This is a genomic window from Legionella nigrisilvae (assembly GCF_977063395.2).
In genome coordinates, this window is sequence record NZ_CDRUGZ020000027.1 from 620,110 (window position 1) to 640,985 (window position 20,876).

The window sequence follows — 20,876 nt, forward strand, 5'->3', positions numbered from 1 at the left end:
CTCAAATAATCTCATCATTATATTTTTTATGATAACCTCACCCGAGGATCGACCACCATGTAGGAGATGTCGGTTAATACCAACCCAACAATGTAAAGAATTGAGCCCAAAAACACCATAGCCCTTACTATAGCAAAATCTTGTTGTTGAATCGCGTCAATCGTATAACTGCCTAGGCCGGGTACGCCAAAGAACGACTCCAAGATTAGGCTACCCATAAATAGTGAAGGAATGAGCACGACGATACCAGTTAATATGGGTAGCATTGCATTTTTTAATACATGTTTGAACATTACTTTTTGCTCAGATAACCCCTTGGCTCTTGCCGTTTTTACATAGCCTTTGTGCATTTCTTCTAAGAATAAAGTACGATACCATCGACCACCAGCCCCCAAACCACTAAGTACTGCGACTGTAACTGGCAAAATAACAAACTTCAACGCATCAACTCCCCCGTCATAGCCTGAAATGGGTACGAGACGCAATAATTTACCAAAAAGATATTGGCCACCAATAATATAAAACAAACTGGATATGGACATTAAAATAATGCACAGCACCACACCAGTTAAATCAAGGTAAGTCCCCCTAAAAAAAGCCATGGCCATAGCTACAATAATGTTAGCTACAATATCCAATAGTAAAACAGGGACTGCGATTGAAAGACTAGGCCACATCCTATAGGTAATATCCTCACTAATATCACGTCCAGAATCAGAGACACCAAAATCAAAAGTAAAAAGCTTCAGGGATTTTTGAAAAAACAAGGTGGCTTGTATTTTTTGTATGCCTGTTTTTTGTTCGTTGTAGAATAAGGGTAAATCATAACCATGCGCTGCTTTCCAATCCTCAATTACTTGCTGCTCCACATGTTTCTGTCCTAAATGCATCCGCGCAATATCATCAGGTGTATTCACCATAAAAAATAAAATAAACGTAATGAGATTAATTCCAAAAAGAATAGGTATTGAATAACTTACTCGACGAAATAAATATTTGATCATGATAGAGAGGTCCGTTCTGCTGGTTTTCTTTCTTTCTTGTAATACGCAATAACCAAAGGAAGAACTAGAATTAAAATAAGCACAAACAAGAGACCCAAGGGCCAAAAAATAGGTTGATTCCAAAGTAATCTCAATTTATTGCGTTCAGGCACATTGAGAGAAATATATTTTAAAGTTGCAAAAGACATAGTATTGGGCTTCACTCGTGTAACCCAGTTTTGTGATAAAACAAACTCTTCCGGATGTATCCCCCAGACCCATGGCGCATCATTTCGCACAATTTGCAGCATTTCATCAATATACTTCTGCCTTTGCTCATCATTTTTTCTATTTTTCATTAAATTAAAGAGGCGATCAAATTCAGGATTTTGATAGTTTGCGGCATTCTCACCACTAAATTTAACTTTTCCGTTGGCACCATACAATTGAAAGAGAAAGTTTTCAGGATCCGGATAATCTGCCACCCACCCCCAACTAAATATTTGGGCATCTCCAGTGCGCATTTTTTCTTGAAAACGATTATACATAGTCGCACGAACATTTAAATCAATGCCTATTTGGGCAAATTGTTTACGCATCCAATCAAAGAGCGACTTGTCCTGAGGGGCTCCTGTTGTGGTTACATCATAATGTAAAATCAAGTGATTTCCAGTAGCGGGATCCACTCCATCAGGATAGCCTGCCTCCACCATGAGTTTTTTGGCATCACTTATAGGACGTCGTTCTATATCGCCATTATTCCATTGATAAACATAGGGATTAATTCCTTCTTTACCTTTTTTATGACCAAAAATACCGGGTGGAATGGGTCCTTGGGCAGCAATACCTCGGCCATTATGAAAAATTGCTATATTTTCCTCATAGTTTACCGCGATTGAAATGGCCCTTCTTAACTTTCGGGCTCGTTCACTTGAACCACCTACTACTTTATCAAGCATATTAAAGCCCATATAGTAGGTTGAAGGCTGTAACTCTTCCGTGAGGTACATGTGTTTTTTTTGCATCTCAAGAGTTAGTTCTGCTTTGCCATATCGATTCGTATGAATTGCTTGATCAAAACTATCCGCACCTACAACAGAATTATCATAGTAACCTTGCAAAAATTTATTCCATCGGGGAATGGATTCCTTTTCGAGTGTAAAAACTGCCTTTTCAATAAAAGGTAAGCGTTTACCCGCATTAACCAAATATCCCAATTTTCTATCTTCATCTGAACCCATGCTTGGATAATAATCTTCGTGAAAATTTGGATTTTTTTGTAAAACCATACTTCGATTGGGATTATTTTTTACCAACATAAAAGGACCTGTGCCTACAGGAAACCAGCTCAAAGTGATGTTATTGTCCAGCATTCCTGGTTGGGAATAAAAAAAGTCCGCTTCCCAGGGTATGGGGGAAAAAAAACTCATAGCCAACCAAAATTGGAATTGAGTATATTCTCCCTTTAACGTGATCTCAAACGAGTAGTCATCTATTTTTTTAAGTCCCTTTAAAGGGTAATTACGCAGATCAATGTATTTATTATTTTTAGGTAGGCTTTGCCCATATTCCGCAAAACCCACAATATAATCATTCATTAAACCGTAAATCGGAGAGCTTAATTGAGGATTCGCCAAACGTTTTATTTGATATATATAATCATCAACAATCAATTCCCGTGTCCCAGTATGCTTAAAATCAGACAATTGATTAATTCCTTTATCATCTAAATATTCCGTTGTTATATGATGATAACGGTATATGCCCTTATCATCTTTAGCGAAAGCAGGATGAGGCTGGTAATAAATTCCTTTTTTAATATGTACCGTATAAACGCTAAAAGTAGGAATTTGCTGACTGTTTTCAGGCAATGGATTACCTTGCGCATCCAGGTACCTTAACTGGGGCATTTCAGTAGCTATTAATGGAGTTAATTGATACGGCCTTTGTAAATAATCATACTGCAACAAAGGTTCATATATTTGGGCAATAAAAATAGACTCATTCGTTGAATAAGAGAGTGCGGGATCCAGAGTTTTAGGCTGTTCGGAAAAGGATGAATAATAAATATTTTCTTTTGATTGCACTTGTGGATAGGGATTATTTAAAACCCAAGGCCAAGCATAAGCGAAGCTAAAGCTTTTTAAAAGCAGTACAATCAGAACCATTCGCCGTATACGATTCAAAAAAATATCCTTATATAAAGGCGTCTCAAGGACGACAAACCAGTGATCAAAAAATCTTTTCCCCAAAGAAGATAATGAGCGAACCTCGCCATTTACTTCAGCAGACCCAAAACCTCCTCTCATCGCAGCGATAACTTCTAACTATCCAACATTTCCAGAAATTTCTCTTCATCCAAAACAGCAATACCCAAATCATTTGCTTTATCCAATTTGGACCCAGCTTCGCTTCCAGCAATCACGTAATCTGTTTTAGCAGAGACACTACCGCTTACTTTAGCTCCTAAAGCTAACAATTTTGTTTTAGCTTCTTCGCGACCCATAGTACTTAAAGTTCCGGTTAAAACGACTGTTTTGCCAAATAAAAGATGTTCTTTATTGACTTTCTTCTTCTCCAGCTTTGGCCAATGAACTCCAAGGGCTAATAAATGTTCGATAACTTTGCGGTTGTGATCCTGAGCGAAAAAATGGACCACATTAAAAGCACCGACAGGACCCATATCTTGCAAATTCATCAACTCTTCTTCTGTTGCTTTAGAGATAGCATCAATATCTCCAAAATGCTCTGCCAACATCCGCGCACTCGCCTCACCGATTTCACGAATTCCAAGAGCATAAAGAAATCGACTAAGGGTTGTTTTCTTACTTTGCTCTAAAGCATCTAATAAATTTTTGGCCGACTTCTCTCCCATACGGGGAAGATTTGACAGGGTATTAACATCAAGCCTGTACAGATCCGGTAAATGACGGACAATTCCCTCATCCACCAACTGTTCTATAAGTACAGCTCCCAATCCCTCTATATACATGGCCTTACGAGAAGCAAAATGCCACATCATTCGTTTCAATTGAGCCTTACAGAATAACCCACCAACACAACGAGCAACCGCTTCACCTTCCTCACGCACCACTTCAGAACCACATACAGGACATGTTTTAGGTAACTCAATCTCTTTGGTATGTGCAGGGCGTTTTTCTAGAACAACAGAAACCACTTCAGGAATAACATCTCCAGCACGACGAATAATGACACTATCACCAATACGGATATCTTTTCTAATAATTTCATCCATATTATGTAATGTTGCATTACTTACAGTTACGCCTGCCACATTGACCGGTGCCAAACGTGCCACAGGAGTTAAAGCGCCAGTTCTTCCTACTTGGAAATCAACAGCTAAAAGTTGCGTCATCTCTTCTGAGGCAGGAAATTTATGGGCGCAAGCAAATCGAGGTGCTCTTGAAATAAAGCCAAGTTGTTGTTGCAAAGGAATACTGTCAATCTTATAAACAACCCCATCAATTTCAAAGGGAAGTTGATCACGTTTGGCTAATATATTATGGTAATAATCCAAACATCCTTTAATACCTATCTCTTTTTTGGTATCTAAAGAGACTCTAAAACCAAACTCTTTTAGTAATTGCAATTGCTCCCAATGCGTGTTCGGTAAGCTGTACCCTTCGCAAGCTCCTATTCCATAGCAATAAATAGCTAAAGGCCTACTTGCTGTCACTGCAGGATTCAATTGCCGTAGACTACCTGCTGCAGCATTACGAGGATTAGCAAAAACTTTTTCGCCAGCCTCTTTAGCTTTTTTATTGTATTCTTCAAAGCCTGCTTTCGGCATATACACTTCACCCCGTATTTCGATAATACGAGGTGGTGTGGACACTCTTAAAACCAAAGGAACCGCAGCGATTGTTTTGATATTGGCTGTAATATTTTCCCCAGTAGTTCCATCCCCACGTGTTGCAGCAGAAACCAATGTTCCATTTTCATAGGTGAGATTAACAGCGAGGCCATCTAATTTAGGTTCACAAGTAAAAACTAATTGCTGAATGGGTTCGTCGAGTTTTTCGGTAACTCGTTTAATAAAGGCTTGCAGTTCTTCTTCAGTAAATACGTTCGATAGAGACAACATCGGTTGCCGATGAGTAACCGGCATGAATGCATCTACAGGAGCACCCCCCACACGTTGAGTGGGGGAATCCGCCGTCAATAATGCAGGATGCTTCGTTTCTAAATCGTGTAATTCGCGAAAACATCTATCGTATTCGGCATCAGGAACCAATGGCTCATCAAGGACATAGTAATGATAATCATATTTCCTAATTTTATTTTTCAACTCAGCTATTTGTTCCTTAATCTCATCAATACTCATTCATTTCCATCCATAATTCAAACCCAGAAGCCATTGCTTCTAAAAATATGTCCCCTCACCCCCAGCTTTGCATCAATTTATAACCTTACTGAAGGGTAAGCAATGATCTTAAAACATTAGTTTATCATTAAAAAATATGCTATAGATACATATCGATTCAACAAGAACCGAGGCGTGATAAAATGGATTTTAAACGTATCTTAGTCGCAGTATTTTTATTTGCATTCTCTGCAATAACTTATGCTTTTTCTCAGTCTCATGAATATGGCAATTTGGGTATTGCTTTTATACATGGAACAAATGACCACCGAGAAGATGCCGAGGGGGGGTATTGGAAAACCGATTTTATTCAAGATATAGCCCAAGCACTTCCTAATCCTGGAAATTATTATGTAGTTCATTGTGATTACAGCAAATATATGTGGGAGGAAGATGTTGCGGGGTGTACTGCGAATCAGTTATTGGATTTTATAAATCATAAAAAAATTGACTCTCTAATTCTCTATACACATTCCAATGGCGCCAATGTAATGCGTTGGATTCTCTCTAATCCAACCTATGATAAACGATACATGCTATTAAAAAGAAAAATTAAGAAAATTATCGCATTAGCACCTTCAAGTGGAGGGACCCCGCTCGCCGATATGCTTCTCAACGGAGGAATTTTTGAAGCCAGCTTGAGTTGGTTATTAGGATATACAGGCGATGCAGTGAAACAACAACGTGTAGGTGACATGCATATCTATAATGAAGAACTCTTATTTGGCACTAAAAAACGTCCCTCCTTGCCCGTACCTTTTGATTCAGTGATAGGAACTAACGTTATCTCCTCCCCTTTTTCTTCAGCCAGTTATTGTAACGGTTATTTACTCAATAGCGGTTTAAGGCTTGCTAAAATCTATTTGGATTCTTGTGCAGATGGTTTTTTAAATTGCAGTTCCCAAATTGCTGCGGGATCCGTTTGGTTTTACGATAAAGAACAAACGGAAGATCAAACGACACTGAGTCATAACCAAAGTCGTCATTCATGTTTTGGACTCGATAAAATATTGATTTCTGTCTTAGATTCAAAAGGAGCTGCAAAATGAGAACTACTCTTACTTTTCTGTCTTTATTTTGTTGCGCACAGGTCAACGCATACAACTTACCACAAATTCCAGTTAAATCGTATGATTGTGATATTTGCGATAGCTTACCTCATGAAAGCCTACAAGATCATTGGAAGATTGCGGCCAGTCCTTTAAATAAAGCAGAAAGCAACATTCAAAAAAGTTACAGTTATCAGCAGCGAGTTACCGCTGCTCAATTGCAAAAGGGTGTCAACTTACCGGTTCAAGCTGCCGAGGCTGTAATACGCATTATTCCTTTGGAAAAAAACAAATCCATGCCTGAATTGGAGTTAAAAAGTGGCTCCGGTTCATTCATTAGTTTAAAAGAGGCTTCTTCCCTCTACAGTCAAGATGAAGCTATAGATGAGTCGCTAAAAATCGGTTCACATCAGACCATGCTCCAAATCAAACCTGATTTAGGTGCGGGAAATTTCATAATCAAAAGCAAATCAGCAGACTCTGAAAATGAAGCACATACTTATCTGATTGATGTTTTTGAAAAATATTCATTGATTTATCTCCAAATTGAACCATCGGCCTTACAATATCAATATGGAGCTCAATTTAACGCACTTATTACCCTAAAAGATAATGTAACCACTTATCCAGTAGAGGATATAGATGCTACGCTAGTAGGTCCTGACAACCAAACTATACCTCTCAAAATAAAAGAGGTAAAACGTAATCAATTCCAAGCCAGCGCTGTCTTATCTTCTGATGTGAATCCTCATGGAGTGAATTGGTACATCGATGTGGATGTATTATGCGAACTTAGTGATAATAGCCCTCTTCATCGCACTGGCCGAGCTGCGTTTTCCTATGCAATACCTTCTGCCAGTCTAGTTAGTATAAAAAAAATTTCCTCTAACCCCTTAACTTTAGCCGCAACGGTAGAAGTAGCGACAGGAAGTCGTTATGCATTACAAAGCGTTTTATACAAGAAAAACTCAAAAGGAATAGATATTCCTATTGAAACAGCACAAAGTGCACAATGGCTCGAACCAGGAAAACAAATAATTAAATTTAGCTTTGACAATCCTGCACATTTAGCAGAGGATCAGCTTTCTGTTGGTTATTTACACCTGACTGATTACGGGCAATTAAAACCAGTTTATCAATACGATCAAACGATTAAACTAAGTCAACTTTTGGACTAATGAATGCAATTTTTATCTTCAATGACCTTACTTGAGGGCATAGCATGTGCTTTAGCCCTGCAATTTTTAATTTTGATTTGGCTTTTGATTACCCAAAGCCAGCAAAAAAAACTGAGCCGGCAGTGTAATGAAAAGACTATGGAATCTTTTACCATGCAGCTGCACCAGGTTCACTTGGATGTAAGTCAGAAAATTGCCCAAGGACAATTAATGACCCAACAGCTAATCCATGATACCGTCCAAAAACAAATGACGGATGTTCGTGAGCAAATTAGCCATAGCTTTAAACAACATGCCAGTTCGCTCACCTCTCACTTACAGTTACTCACTGAAGAAATTCGCACTCATCTCCATACCTTAACGCAACAAGTTAACCATAAATTAACTGAAGGCTTTGAAAAAACTTCGTCCACTTTTATTGACGTAGTAAAACGATTAACGATCATTGATGAAGCACAAAAGAAAATCACTGAATTATCAAGCCATGTGGTTAGTTTACAAGATGTACTAGTAGACAAAAAAGCACGAGGAGCTTTTGGTGAAGTACAACTGGCGACACTCATAAGTAACATGATTCCACCCAACCATTTTGCGATGCAACATACATTAAGTAATCAGAAACGAGCTGATTGTATTTTATTTTTGCCTGAGCCAACGGGTAATGTAGTAATAGATGCTAAATTTCCTTTGGAAACCTACCAACGGTTAATTAATACTGAGACGGGTTCAGTCGAAAAAAAATCATTACAACAGCAATTTCGACAAGACATTCAGAAACATATTAAAGACATTGCAGATAAATACATCATTCCAAATGAAACTACCGATGGTGCCATGATGTTTATTCCTGCGGAATCCATTTTTGCAGAAATACATGCCAATTACCCAGACTTAATTTCATTATCTCAAAGATTAAAAGTATGGCTTGTTTCCCCAAGCACGTTAATGGCCGTACTTACGACAGCTAAAGCGGTACTCAAAGATGACGCTACTCGTAAACAAGTTCACATTATTCAAAAACATCTCCAAGCTTTGGCAGATGATTTTCAACGTTTTGAAAAAAGAATGGACAAACTCTCCAAACATATCAATTTGGCACATCAAGATGTCAGTGAAGTAAATACGTCCGCCAAAAAAATTACATCGCGTTTCCAAAAAATTGAGTCAGTTGATATCGAATTAGATGAGTTGGAACTCATTGAAACCGATACAACAAATGAAGCATAAATTGATCTAGAATTTTGTAGCCTTGGTGAAGGCAGCTTAACCCGAAGATACGATCTAAATAAACTCTCAATCCAGGGATCGCTTCACTTCACACAAGTATAATCCAACATTAGCTTAAAAAAGAAAAGTTATATGACGTCTCCATTTACTGAAAAAAATTATCTTAATCAAACATTCACCCAATTTAGTATTGAAAAAACACGAATTGAACAGATTAAATTTGAAAACTGTCAGTTCAAGCAGTGCAAATTTACTGACGTTATTTTCACTACTGTAACCTTCACTGATTGTGATTTTGAATCTTGCGATCTTACATTGGCAAAATTTCCAGGATGTAAATTTTCAGAGGTTTCATTTAAAAACTCAAAAATCATTGGAGTAAACTGGACGGAATTAAGCTGGCCCTTAGTCAAACTGACTAGTCCACTTTATTTTTATAGGAGCAACTTAAGCCATTCCAGTTTTTATGGGCTTGAACTTTCTAATTTGATTATTGAAGAATGTAAAGCGCATGATATTGATTTCAGGGAAGCAAATTTATGTCATGCAAATTTTGTAGATTCCGACCTACTGAACAGTCTGTTTCTCCACACAAATTTAAATTCTGCTGATTTCACAAATGCCATCAACTATCTAATCAATCCCAACGAAAATAGAATTAAACATGCACGTTTTTCATTTCCTGAAGTCATCTCTTTATTAAATCATTTTGATATTAAAATAAATGATTGGACTTAAAACCATTAAACGATACTAAGAAAACACTGGCATTTTAATAAACTGTAATTTTAAGATGAACCAAAAACACACATAAGGTATAATTGCTAACTTTTAAATTTGATTTGCCTAAGCTATGTCCAACAATACCCTGCTCTATCAACCTACCCAAGCCAAGCAAATATGGGGACAACTCCATGGAAGCAGTTTGGCATTGGCATTGGCTGAATACTGCCAACAAACTCCTGGTATTAAGTTATTGATTGCTCAGGATAATCTCAGCGCAAATCAGTTACAGGCAGAATTGAATTTTTTTCTAGGCGCCAATACCTCCCAAGAGTTATTGTTTTTTCCTGATTGGGAAACACTTCCTTACGATCAATTCTCGCCGCATCAAGACATTATTTCCGAACGGTTATATACCTTAAGCCGAATTCAACAAGTCACTAATGCAATTGTTATCACTTCGGCAAGCACATTAATGCATAGGCTCTGCCCACCTGAGTTTTTAAATCAATATGCCTTGATGCTTAAGGAAGGACAAAAACTGGATTTAACTGCCTTTCGTAACCAGTTACAACAATCCGGTTATCATTGTGTTAATAAAGTTCTTGAACATGGTGAGTTTGCCCTACGCGGTTCAATTATCGACGTTTATCCTATGGGTTCTGGTTTACCATTCCGAATTGAACTCTTCGATGATGAGATTGACAGTCTGCGGGAGTTCGATACTGAAACGCAACGTACAATAGAAAAAATTAAAGAAATTAATGTACTACCTGCACGAGAATTTCCTTTAAATGAACAAAGTCAACTGCTCTTTCGACGGGCTTTTAGAGAGTTATTTCCCGTAAATCCTAGCCAGTGTCCCATTTATGAAGCGATCAGTGAAGGTCAGTTCCCTTCTGGAATCGAATATTATCTACCTTTATTCTTTGACAAAACCGTTACCTTTTTTGATTATCTACCAGAGGATGCCAAGGTTTGTTTGATTGAAAACATTCAAAATAATGCAGAACAATTCTGGCAAGAATTGAATGAGCGCTTTGAGCAACGACGATATGATATCAGCAGGCCTATTTTACCACCTACAGCCTGTTTCATTAATCCAATTGAATTATTAACTAAAGCCAATACGTATAAACAACTTCGATTATTCCAAAATCCCTCGGAAAAGAAAGGTGCTGTGGTTAATTTTGATATCGTACCCGGCCCACAATTACCAATTGATAGGAAAACCCAAGAACCTTTAAGTCAACTTCGTGCATATTGTGCGGATTCCACCCGGCGTTATTTAATTGTGGTCGAAAGTGCCGGCCGACGAGAAGTGCTACTTGATTTGTTAAAACCAAGTGGTATTTCCGCTAAAGTACAATCTTCATGGCAGGATTTTCTTAACGATACAGCCCCGCTTAACATCACCACTGGAGATCTAATTTATGGATGCGAATTAAATCAAAGCCATATCGCAATCATTGTTGAATCTCAATTATTTGGAGAGCAAAGTACACCACAAAGACGGGGTACACAAAAGACGATTGATCCCGATTTAATTATCCGTGATATGGCAGAACTACGTGTTGGCGCTCCAGTAGTCCATTTGCAGTTTGGAGTAGGACGTTATCAGGGACTGCAACATATCGAATCCAACGGATTTGCTAGTGAATTTTTAGTTCTTACTTATGCGGGTGAGGACAAAATTTATGTCCCGGTTACTTCACTCCACCTTATTAGCCGCTACACAGGTGTAGATAGTGAACATGCACCCTTGCACAAATTAGGTTCGGATCAATGGCAAAAGGAAAAGAAAAAGGCGGTCGAAAAAATCCATGATGTAGCGATCGAATTATTAGATCTCTACGCCAAAAGAGAGGCACAACCAGGATATCAATATCAAATAGATCATAATGAATATGTAAAATTTGCCAGCGCCTTCCCCTTTACAGAGACACCTGATCAATTACGCGCAATTGAGCAAATTATAAAAGACATGGAATCCCCAAGACCTATGGATCGTTTAATTTGTGGGGATGTAGGTTTTGGTAAAACTGAAGTAGCGATGAGAGCTGCTTTTGTTGCAGTACAAAGTAATAAACAAGTCTGCATTCTAGCGCCAACAACTCTTTTGGCCGGGCAACATTTCGAATCATTCCGCGATCGATTTGCTGATTTCCCCATCAATATCGAATTACTTTCACGTTTTCGTTCCAATAAAGAAACGGAAGCAGTTCTTACTGGCTTGAAATCAGGAACAGTTGATATAGTCATAGGAACCCATAAATTATTCCAAAGTAATATTTCTTTTAAAAATTTAGGACTTTTGATTATTGATGAGGAACATCGTTTTGGAGTCAAACAAAAAGAACACATTAAAGCGTTGCGGACTCATGTGGATATTTTATCCATGACTGCTACTCCAATTCCAAGAACGCTGAATATGGCTATGGCTGGAATTAGAGATATTTCTCTGATGACAACCCCTCCGGCCAAACGCCTTGCAATTAAAACGTTCTGGCAGGAGAAAAAAGATCCAACCATTCGTGAAGCCATTTTAAGAGAAATTCTTAGAGGCGGTCAGGTTTTTTTCCTGCATAACAATGTAGAAACAATCGAACGTGTGTGTCAGGATTTGCAAACTCTAGTTCCAGAAGCCAAAATCCGCAGCGCACATGGACAAATGCGAGAACGTGAGTTAGAACGGGTAATGTCTGATTTTTATCACCATCGTTTTAATGTATTAGTCTGCACCACAATCATTGAAACGGGTATTGATATTCCTACAGCCAATACAATTATTATTGATCGTGCTGATAAGTTTGGTTTAGCCCAATTACATCAGTTACGTGGACGAGTTGGTCGATCGCATCATCAGGCCTATGCCTACTTACTTACTCCCCATGAAAAAGTATTAACTGCTGATGCAGTCAAACGTTTAGAAGCGATTGTATCATTAGAAGATTTAGGCGCAGGATTCACCCTGGCAACCCATGATATGGAAATTCGCGGAGCAGGTGAGCTTTTAGGAGAAGAACAAAGTGGGAACATGCAAGCAATTGGATTTAATTTATTTATGGAGCTGCTTGATAAAGCAGTCCATGATTTAAAAGAAGGAAAAACACCCGAGTTATCTGCGCCAATGCACCAAGGACCTGAGATCGATTTACGAATCAGCGCTATTATTCCTGAGGAATACATTCCTGATATTCACAACCGCCTCATTATGTATAAACGGATTGCAAATGCAAAAACTAAAGAGCAATTGCATGATTTACAAATCGAATTGATTGACCGATTTGGATTATTACCACCACAAGTTAAACACTTATTATTGATTACCGAATTAAAATTAAAAGCTGCACAAATGGGTATTCAAAAAATCAGTGCGGGAGCCCAGCAAGGTAAGCTGGAATTTAGCGAAAAACCTTCTATTGATCCAGGCATATTGATTCATTTAATTCAAGTACATGCCAAAAGATATCAAATGGAAGGACCCCAGCGCTTACGTTTTAACCTAGACAGTACTTCTTCAGAGGAACGTATTTTCGAGATAAACTCTCTGCTTAATAAATTAGCTGGCGAGAACAAGGCCTAAGGCGTGTAATAAACGGTAAAAAAGATAATCTTTTGAGACCTCGTAGAATAACCGCAAAAAATTGGATTTTCGATTTTTGAATGACTTTGAAAGAAACTTTTGATCTTTTCATTGACAAATACAACTCAATTAATTAACAATCTAATCGCCTGTCATCGCTTTTAATTAAATAGAAGGAACTATTATGATTAAGAATTTCTCTTTAAGCTCATTATTATTGATTTCTAGTTTTATTCCTGGAATCGCAATGGCGGATCCCACTGCCTATGATATTAATGTCTATTGTCCGGCGACTCAAGGACCCACTGCTGTAACCCATTTTGGAAACTATATTGGTGGTTATGGTGTGGAATCTGTATTATCTCAAACACTACAAGTATACTTCCGTTCTAATGGATCGGTTCAAGATGTTCCCGCTAATTTAATAAACTATTTTAATGATTCAGTGACTTATAACAGTGCCTCAGGAAACATCATTTGTAGTTATCAAAGCAATAATCCTGCGGATCCAAGATTTACCGTAGCTTATACTGTGACTAATGGTATGGGTGGCACAGTACAAGCCCAATCGAACAATTCCATCAGTGTTAGAATTCCAGCTGGTTTAAGAGGTTAAGTTTTAGATCTTTAAATCCTGGGTGAAAGCATAGCTGAACCCAGGAGCCCTTCTCTAAGACAAAACCAGGTTCGGTTTCGATTCACCCAGGTTACCCTATCCAAATTAACTTGTTCCACCGACTGTCAAAGCATCGATTTTCAAAGTAGGTTGACCTACTCCAACCGGAACAGATTGCCCTTCTTTACCGCAAACCCCTATTCCTCGATCCAACCCCAAATCATTACCAATCATACTGATTTTTTTCATCACATCTGGACCATTACCAATAAGTGTGGCTCCCTTAACTGGCGCAGTGATTTTTCCATTCTCAATGAGATATGCTTCGCTGGCAGAAAATACAAATTGGCCTGAGGTAATATCAACTTGTCCCCCCCCAAAATTGACCGCGTATAAACCACGTTTTACTGAACGAATAATTTCTTCAGGATCATGGTGTCCTGCCAACATGTAAGTATTCGTCATCCTAGGCATAGGTACATGGGCATAAGATTCACGACGGCAATTACCTGTAGACTTCATACCCATCAATTTGGCATTTAACTTATCTTGCATGTAATTCACCAAAATACCATTTTCAATCAACGTAGTGCATTGTGAAGGAGTGCCCTCGTCATCAATAGTTATAGAACCACGTCTGTCTTTTAAAGTTCCGTCATCAACTACCGTAACTCCTGGAGCTGCAACTTGTTGTCCAATACGGCCAGAAAATGCCGATAATCCTTTACGATTGAAATCTCCTTCCAAACCGTGTCCTACAGCTTCATGTAATAAAACACCCGGCCAACCCGGGCCCAAAACCACTGGCATTGTCCCAGCTGGTGCAGGTTGTGCTCCCAGATTAATCAAGGCTTCGCGCACTGCCTCTCGAGCATAACTCAAGGCATTTTCTTTTTCATAAAAATAGGAATAAGGTACTCTCCCACCCCCACCAGAGCGTGCTGACTCCCTTCGTCCATTTTTGTCCTCTACAATAACGCTTACATTAATACTCACTAGGGGTCTGACATCAGCAATCATTTGGCCATTCATTCCAGCCACCATAACAACTTCATAGCAACCACTTAATGAAGCGTTAACCTGAATTACACGAGGATCAATACTACGCGCTTCTTTATCAATCGCTTCTAACAAAGCAATTTTTTCTTGCTTACTCATGCCTTCAATTGGATTTAAACCTTGATAACGACTTACAGCCGCTCCTTTTACTTGAATGGCTTGAATTGGTTTAGAACCAGTCAGTGCAATAGAACGGGCTGCATCAGCAGCTCGCAACATCGAAGGTAATAAAATATCATCACAATAAGCAAATCCTGTTTTATCACCGCTAACGGCGCGAATTCCTACGCCTCGATCTAAGGAGTAGCTCCCGCTTTTCACTACTGAATCTTCCAAATACCAAGATTCATAACTGCAACTTTGAAAATAAAGATCGGCATCATCAATATGATGATTCATCATTGTTTTGAATAATTTTTCTATACCCGTTTCATCCAGTGCTGCAGGAGCTAGTAAAATCTTTTTTGCTGTAGTAAGGGCTTCTGTCATTTAATTACCTTAATAAATAAAAATAGTGTCTCTTAGTTTTGCGATCAAAAAAATAGTATCTACCTATAAGTTTAATACATGATGATCGATACAGGGAAATTTTCGACGTATTTCCTTTTGGTTTTGTAAATCAATATCTGCTGTCACCACTCCGGTACCCGTTTCTTTTTGAGTGAGGATTTTCCCCCAAGGGTCAACAATCATGCTATGACCAAAAGTGGTTCGTCCATTTTCATGACGCCCTCCTTGATTTGCTGCTAAGACATAACATAAATTTTCAATGGCTCTGGCTCGCAATAATACCTCCCAGTGTGCAAGGCCGGTTAGAGCTGTAAAGGCAGAAGGAACCGTAAAGACTTGCGCTCCTTGCAACATTAGCTGCTGGTAGAGTTCAGGAAAACGTAGATCATAACAAACCGTTAATCCTATTTTTCCAACTGGAGTGTCAACAAGAGCCAGTTGGTGCCCGCGTTCAATGGACATTGACTCCTGATATGCTTCAGTTGGTGAGACGTTTACATCAAATAAATGAATCTTATCATAGCGTGCTACACATTTACCTTGATTATCATACACCAGGCAACTGGCACGTACTTTGGATCCTGAACTTTTAAGAGGAATAGTCCCCGCAATTACCCATAACCCTAATTTTTTTGCCAATTGACTGATTTTTTGTTGTATAGATCCCACGCCAAATCTTTCACCAACTTGCAATTTATCTTTTTCATGAAGTCCCATAAATGCAAAATTCTCAGGCAAGAGTACAAGTTCAGCTTGCTCTTCACGAGATTGAATCATTAATTGTTCGACTTGGTGTAAGTTATCAGCAACTCCTGCTGAGGAAACCATTTGTACTAATGCTGCTCGTGCCATAATAAATCCTAAAATTTATGACATCAAAAATGTCGAGATTTTCCGCGTATTCTGGTAACTGGACCCTAAAGGATCGCGATCATTAAGTTAAGAATTTTTTGTCATCCTGGGATCTATTCTTAAATTATCAATACGCCCTGCCCGTAATGGGTATCCACCTTAGAGGGGACGACAGATTTTCATAATTTAAGGGAATTGCCCTTAAGACAATGATCAGCCTACACACCTTACTCAAAATTTATTTATAATACTACTATAGTACTGTAGAACCTCAAAACAAAAATAATTCGTTTTAAACTTGAAATATGGGAAACTAACCCATAGATATGCTAGACTAAATATAAACATAGAGGAGCTCTAAACAATGAACCGAAATAATGTCACTATTCTGACGCGAAGTAATGAGTCTGCACTCTCAAGCAATAAGGTACTGCGTAATACTTATTTATTACTCGGTTTGACATTTTTGTTCAGTGCATTTATGGCCGTTTTATCTCTTACAAGCGGCGCACGACCAATGAATCCTCTCTTGATGATAGTTGGTGTTTATGGGTTAATGTTTTTGACTCAAGCATTACGAAATAGCGTTTGGGGACTCGTCAGCGTTTTTGCCTTCACGGGCTTTCTGGGTTATACCTTAGGTCCTGTGCTGAACTTTTATATCAGCCATTTTTCTAATGGTCCACAAATAATTGCAACCGCTCTAGGTGGTACTGGAATTATTTTCTTCGCACTCTCTGGTTATGCATTAACTACTAAGAAAGATTTTAGCTTCCTAGGTGGGTTTCTTTTTGTTGGTGTAATGGTTGCTTTATTGGCAATGATAGCAGGAATTTTCATTCAAATTCCGGCGCTCCAATTAGCCATTTCAGCCATTTTTATACTTATTTCTTCAGGATTAATTCTCATGCAAACAAGTGCAATTATCCATGAAGGTGAAACGAATTACATTTCCGCTACAGTAGGTCTTTTTGTATCAATTTATAACTTGTTCGTCAGCTTGCTTAATATACTAAGTGCATTTTCAGGCCGCGACTAGTTATCGTTCTCCTCTACCTAAATCCCGGTTCGTTTTTGCCGGGATTTTTTTTGGGTGTAAATATCCACTGGTGGATAGGCTACGTGTTCACCAGTGGGTATTTCCTGACGTTAGTACTCGTAGCGCTCTATTTAACTTTGTTGCCAAGTAGCTTTTGCCCTGAATAGTTCCGGTAAGTCATTTACAGTCTTTTTGACTTCTTGAGGAAGAGCAAACACATCTCGAGTTTTTTGATAATAAATCCCCAAAGGAACGGGATACTCAGGAAAAGATAGGGAAGCGAGTCGTATCGCCGCGGCGAAGCTAGTTGGGTCATGTCGATAAAGACCAGTTTCTTCTGCTGAAACACGAGCGAACTCTTCTGCTTTTACATTCAAAGCTTTCTCTTTTTGCGCACCATAAACTAAAGGTTGCCCTTCTTCTAATAGGACTGTGTTCTCGGCACGATTACTTTTCAGCGCAAACTCATCGAAAGCACCATGATTGAAAATATTACAATCTTGATAAATTTCAACAAAAGAACAGCCTTGGTGTTCCTGTGCTTTTTTTAATATTGAACCCAAATGAACGGGATCCTTATCTACTCCACGAGCTATAAAACTAGCCCCCGCTGCTAGGGCTAAAGTAAGCGGATTCACAGGTTCATTAACCACCCCTTTTGGCGAGGTTTTCGTTACTTGGCCCTTTTGTGATGTGGGAGAGAACTGTCCTTTAGTTAAACCATATACTTGATTATTAAATAATAAAATATTTACGTTTACATTACGTCGCAAAATATGGATCAGATGATTGCCTCCAATACTTAAAGCATCCCCATCTCCAGTAATGACCCAAACACACAGATCATCCCTTAACGCTTTTAACCCCGTTGCCACCGCAGTTGCTCGACCATGAATGGTATGAAAACCATACGTATTCATATAGTAAGGTAAGCGGCCCGCACAACCTATTCCGGAAATAAACACATGCTGTTCTGGTGGTAAGCCTAACTCAGGTAATATTTTTTGCAGAGCCATTAAAATTGCATAATCACCACAGCCTGGACACCAGCGAACCTCATTTGCATTGGCAAAATCTTCACGTTTATAGTTGTTGTTCATAGTTGGCTTCCGATTTTATAGTGTTCACCAGATGACTGACGGTAAATGGCTGTCCATTCGATTGACTGATTGCACGTGCATCAACCAAATAACTGGCACGAATAATTTGGCATAGTTGTCCAGAGTTTAATTCTGCGACGAATATCCTATCGTACTTTTTCAAAATAGAGCCTAAATCATTCGGCAAAGGATTCAGATGACGTAAATGCACGTAAGCAATCGCCAACCCTTCTGCCAAACATTGCTGCACCGCTGATTTTAAACTGCCATAGGTACTACCCCAGCCAATTAAAATGAGGGTTGCATTAGCATCCCCTTCAATTGTCAACGGGGCATACTCTTGTGCAATTCCATCGATTTTCTGCTGACGTAAATGAACCATTTTTTGGTGATTCTCAGCATCATAGCTTACCCGTCCCTCTTCACCTTGTTTTTCTAACCCCCCCAATTGGTGAATGTATCCTGGAGTACCGGGCTTATTCCAACTACGACTCAAAAACTCATCCCGAGTAAACGGTTTTGGAAAACGGTTAAATTCAACTTGAGGTAATTTTAAAGAAGATACATCTGGGATTTTCCACGGCTCAGCAGCATTTGCCAGATAAGCATCCAATAGAACAATTACTGGAGTCATGAATTTAATGGCTAAATAAAATGCTTCTAAAGTCGTATAAAAACAATCGGCTGCGGATTGTGCTGCTAGCACCGGCAAAGGCGCTTCACCATGACGTCCATAAAGTGCTTGTCGCAAGTCACTTTGACTTGTTTTGGTGGGTAAGCCCGTCGAAGCTCCAGCTCGTTGTACATCAAGCAAAACCAAAGGTAATTCAGCAACTACAGCCAAACCCAAACTTTCACTTTTTAGATCCAATCCAGGACCGGAGGTTGTAGTTAAAGCCAACCTTCCGCCATATGCAGCGCCAATACAAGCACAAATTGCAGCAATTTCATCTTCTGCTTGTAGAAGTTGTACTCCAAAATCAGATAAGCGGGCACATTCATGCAGGATTGCTGAAGAAGGAGTAATTGGATATCCCGAAACTAAGGTCGGTATTTGTGTCGACGTAGCAAGAGTTGCGAGTGCTAATCCCACTGCCTCAACCCCTGTAATTTGCCGATAATCCCCCACATCTCGATTCACTTCACCTAGCATATAACCGCGGCGAGTTAATTCTAAAGTCATTGCATAATTATATCCAGCCAATAACGCCAATTGATTGGCTTTAGCAACAACAGCGTTTGCTTTGAATTTTTTAGCTATAAACGACTCGCATGCAGTAGTGTGCAAATCAAATAACCACAAAACCAAACCCAAAACATAAAAATTTTTGGTTTTGGTGGCTTGCGGTTTAGTTAATTCCAGCGAAGACACGGCCTGTAGAGTCTGGGTGATTAAAGGAAATGAAACAATTTGATAATGTTCGGCACAATTGTCTAGAAAACTCTTATCCATTCCCGCCTTTTGCCAATCCTTTTCTTGATAACTGTCTTCATTAATAATCAACAAACCGCCTTGGTTCAGATGTTGCAAGGAGTTTTTTAATGCGGCTGGATTTAATGCAACAAGCACATCAAGCGACTCACCTGCGGTGAATATAGCATGCTCGGCCATCGCCAGTTGGAAACCAGAAACTCCCGCTACAGTACCCGCTGGCGCTCGAATTTCAGCAGGAAAATCAGGTAGGGTCCGCACATCTCGGCCGGTAAGTGCCGCGCTAATGGTGAGTTGTTCTCCCACCAATTGCACCCCATCGCCTGAGTCTCCGGTAATACGAATAACAATCACGTCAGATGTTGACATAAAGTCTTGCTTCCTGCATTAGTTGACGCATGTGTCTTACCGCCTCTTTCATACCACAAAATAAAGCTCGGGCAATAATCGCATGGCCTATGTTAAGTTCATGTAATTCTTTAATAGACGCTATAGGTTGCACATTATGATAATTGAGACCATGGCCGGCATTGACAATCAAATTTAAACTCGCTGCATATTCCGCAGCGTGTTGTATTCTCGATAATTCATACTGTTGCTGTTCCACATCAGTAGCATCAGCATAACAACCGGTGTGCAATTCAATAACAGGAGCACCAATATCTGCTGCAGCCTTGATCTGTTCACGATCTGGGTCAATAAATAAAGACACTTCACTACCCATAGATTGCAAACGTCGTACAGCAAGGTCTACTGATTTTTGGTGCAATATTACATCCAGTCCCCCTTCTGTTGTTAATTCCTCACGTTTTTCCGGGACCAAACACGTATGCTCGGGTGAAATTTCTTCAGCAAAATCAAGCATGGCATCCGTAACTGCCAATTCAAGATTCATTCGTGTTTGCAAAACTTCTTTGATCAAACGTACATCACGCGCTTGGATATGTCTTAGATCTTCTCTCATATGCAGAGTAATGCCATCCGCACCCGCTTCTTCTGCATCAATAGCCGCTTGAACAGGATCAGGATAACGGGTACCACGTGCTTGACGTACTGTAGCTATATGATCAATATTAACACCCAATAGTATTGGCTTATTCATTCTACACCTTACACATAAAATAAAGAGTATAAAGTC

15 protein-coding genes are annotated in these 20,876 nt (G+C 39.1%); 7 read left to right on the forward strand and 8 right to left on the reverse strand.

The genetic code is table 11. The features are described 5' to 3' along the window. Positions 1–26: 26 nt before the first annotated feature. From ACWTE2_RS20030 to ligA, 3 genes are all read right to left on the reverse strand, one after another. Positions 27–1,004 carry an ABC transporter permease gene (locus tag ACWTE2_RS20030; protein ID WP_454784060.1) on the reverse strand — a complete coding sequence of 326 codons (978 nt, stop codon included), beginning with the start codon at positions 1,002–1,004 and terminating at the stop codon, positions 27–29. After that, the gene (locus ACWTE2_RS20035; RefSeq protein ID WP_454784433.1) at positions 1,001–3,151 is read right to left on the reverse strand and encodes an ABC transporter substrate-binding protein; all 2,151 of its coding nucleotides are present in this window, start codon (positions 3,149–3,151) and stop codon (positions 1,001–1,003) included. The genes ACWTE2_RS20030 and ACWTE2_RS20035 overlap by 4 nt, the downstream gene beginning before the upstream one ends. 155 nt (positions 3,152–3,306) lie before the next feature. Next, complete coding sequence (gene ligA, locus ACWTE2_RS20040; protein ID WP_454784061.1) at positions 3,307–5,328, reverse strand: NAD-dependent DNA ligase LigA; 2,022 nt, start codon at positions 5,326–5,328, stop codon at positions 3,307–3,309. A 182-nt stretch (positions 5,329–5,510) separates the two neighbouring features. Between ligA and ACWTE2_RS20045 the strand changes: the two genes are divergently transcribed. The 6 genes from ACWTE2_RS20045 (at position 5,511) to ACWTE2_RS20070 (ending at position 13,746) form a co-directional block, all read left to right on the forward strand. Beyond that, positions 5,511–6,416 carry a hypothetical protein gene (locus ACWTE2_RS20045; protein ID WP_454784062.1) on the forward strand — a complete coding sequence of 302 codons (906 nt, stop codon included), beginning with the start codon at positions 5,511–5,513 and terminating at the stop codon, positions 6,414–6,416. After that, positions 6,413–7,594 carry a DUF4785 domain-containing protein gene (locus ACWTE2_RS20050; protein WP_454784063.1) on the forward strand — a complete coding sequence of 394 codons (1,182 nt, stop codon included), beginning with the start codon at positions 6,413–6,415 and terminating at the stop codon, positions 7,592–7,594. Before ACWTE2_RS20045 ends, ACWTE2_RS20050 begins: the two co-directional genes overlap by 4 nt. A 3-nt stretch (positions 7,595–7,597) precedes the next feature. Then, the gene (locus ACWTE2_RS20055; RefSeq protein ID WP_454784064.1) at positions 7,598–8,821 is read left to right on the forward strand and encodes a DNA recombination protein RmuC; all 1,224 of its coding nucleotides are present in this window, start codon (positions 7,598–7,600) and stop codon (positions 8,819–8,821) included. Positions 8,822–8,953: 132 nt separating this feature from the next. Further along, a complete protein-coding gene (locus ACWTE2_RS20060) occupies positions 8,954–9,559 on the forward strand; it encodes a pentapeptide repeat-containing protein (protein WP_182391006.1) in 606 nt (201 codons plus the stop codon). A 115-nt stretch (positions 9,560–9,674) separates the two neighbouring features. Continuing rightward, positions 9,675–13,130, forward strand: a complete 3,456-nt coding sequence (gene mfd, locus ACWTE2_RS20065; protein WP_454784065.1) for a transcription-repair coupling factor — start codon at positions 9,675–9,677, stop codon at positions 13,128–13,130. A gap of 184 nt (positions 13,131–13,314) precedes the next feature. Then, complete coding sequence (locus ACWTE2_RS20070) at positions 13,315–13,746, forward strand: hypothetical protein (RefSeq protein WP_454784066.1); 432 nt, start codon at positions 13,315–13,317, stop codon at positions 13,744–13,746. A gap of 105 nt (positions 13,747–13,851) precedes the next feature. Here the strand turns inward: ACWTE2_RS20070 and tldD are convergent, their stop codons facing one another. Together tldD and ACWTE2_RS20080 are read right to left on the reverse strand one after the other, a co-directional pair. Continuing rightward, positions 13,852–15,294 (reverse strand): metalloprotease TldD, encoded by a 1,443-nt coding sequence (gene tldD / locus ACWTE2_RS20075; RefSeq protein ID WP_182391009.1) that lies wholly within the window; start codon positions 15,292–15,294, stop codon positions 13,852–13,854. Between the two features lie 63 nt (positions 15,295–15,357). Beyond that, positions 15,358–16,167 carry a carbon-nitrogen hydrolase family protein gene (locus ACWTE2_RS20080; RefSeq protein WP_454784067.1) on the reverse strand — a complete coding sequence of 270 codons (810 nt, stop codon included), beginning with the start codon at positions 16,165–16,167 and terminating at the stop codon, positions 15,358–15,360. Between the two features lie 364 nt (positions 16,168–16,531). On the opposite strand from ACWTE2_RS20080, the gene ACWTE2_RS20085 reads away from it, so the two are divergent. Continuing rightward, entirely contained in the window at positions 16,532–17,206 is a 675-nt protein-coding gene (locus tag ACWTE2_RS20085; protein WP_454784068.1) for a Bax inhibitor-1/YccA family protein, read from the forward strand. Between the two features lie 131 nt (positions 17,207–17,337). On the opposite strand, the gene ACWTE2_RS20090 is transcribed toward ACWTE2_RS20085, so the two are convergent. The 3 genes from ACWTE2_RS20090 to pdxJ are packed head-to-tail and all read right to left on the reverse strand — an operon-like array spanning position 17,338 to position 20,840. Beyond that, positions 17,338–18,306, reverse strand: a complete 969-nt coding sequence (locus tag ACWTE2_RS20090; RefSeq protein WP_454784069.1) for a 2-oxoacid:ferredoxin oxidoreductase subunit beta — start codon at positions 18,304–18,306, stop codon at positions 17,338–17,340. Further along, positions 18,290–20,107 carry a 2-oxoacid:acceptor oxidoreductase subunit alpha gene (locus tag ACWTE2_RS20095; protein ID WP_454784070.1) on the reverse strand — a complete coding sequence of 606 codons (1,818 nt, stop codon included), beginning with the start codon at positions 20,105–20,107 and terminating at the stop codon, positions 18,290–18,292. Before ACWTE2_RS20095 ends, ACWTE2_RS20090 begins: the two co-directional genes overlap by 17 nt. Continuing rightward, positions 20,094–20,840 (reverse strand): pyridoxine 5'-phosphate synthase, encoded by a 747-nt coding sequence (gene pdxJ / locus ACWTE2_RS20100; RefSeq protein ID WP_454784071.1) that lies wholly within the window; start codon positions 20,838–20,840, stop codon positions 20,094–20,096. The genes ACWTE2_RS20095 and pdxJ overlap by 14 nt, the downstream gene beginning before the upstream one ends. Positions 20,841–20,876 lie beyond the last annotated feature (36 nt).

Coding starts and splice junctions, on each gene's coding strand:
- ACWTE2_RS20030 (WP_454784060.1), bottom strand. CDS start 1,004: ATGATCAAATATTTATTTCGTCGAGTAAGTTATTCAATACCTATTCTT.
- ACWTE2_RS20035 (WP_454784433.1), bottom strand. CDS start 3,151: ATGGTTCTGATTGTACTGCTTTTAAAAAGCTTTAGCTTCGCTTATGCT.
- ligA (WP_454784061.1), bottom strand. CDS start 5,328: ATGAGTATTGATGAGATTAAGGAACAAATAGCTGAGTTGAAAAATAAA.
- ACWTE2_RS20045 (WP_454784062.1), top strand. CDS start 5,511: ATGGATTTTAAACGTATCTTAGTCGCAGTATTTTTATTTGCATTCTCT.
- ACWTE2_RS20050 (WP_454784063.1), top strand. CDS start 6,413: ATGAGAACTACTCTTACTTTTCTGTCTTTATTTTGTTGCGCACAGGTC.
- ACWTE2_RS20055 (WP_454784064.1), top strand. CDS start 7,598: ATGCAATTTTTATCTTCAATGACCTTACTTGAGGGCATAGCATGTGCT.
- ACWTE2_RS20060 (WP_182391006.1), top strand. CDS start 8,954: ATGACGTCTCCATTTACTGAAAAAAATTATCTTAATCAAACATTCACC.
- mfd (WP_454784065.1), top strand. CDS start 9,675: ATGTCCAACAATACCCTGCTCTATCAACCTACCCAAGCCAAGCAAATA.
- ACWTE2_RS20070 (WP_454784066.1), top strand. CDS start 13,315: ATGATTAAGAATTTCTCTTTAAGCTCATTATTATTGATTTCTAGTTTT.
- tldD (WP_182391009.1), bottom strand. CDS start 15,294: ATGACAGAAGCCCTTACTACAGCAAAAAAGATTTTACTAGCTCCTGCA.
- ACWTE2_RS20080 (WP_454784067.1), bottom strand. CDS start 16,167: ATGGCACGAGCAGCATTAGTACAAATGGTTTCCTCAGCAGGAGTTGCT.
- ACWTE2_RS20085 (WP_454784068.1), top strand. CDS start 16,532: ATGAACCGAAATAATGTCACTATTCTGACGCGAAGTAATGAGTCTGCA.
- ACWTE2_RS20090 (WP_454784069.1), bottom strand. CDS start 18,306: ATGAACAACAACTATAAACGTGAAGATTTTGCCAATGCAAATGAGGTT.
- ACWTE2_RS20095 (WP_454784070.1), bottom strand. CDS start 20,107: ATGTCAACATCTGACGTGATTGTTATTCGTATTACCGGAGACTCAGGC.
- pdxJ (WP_454784071.1), bottom strand. CDS start 20,840: ATGAATAAGCCAATACTATTGGGTGTTAATATTGATCATATAGCTACA.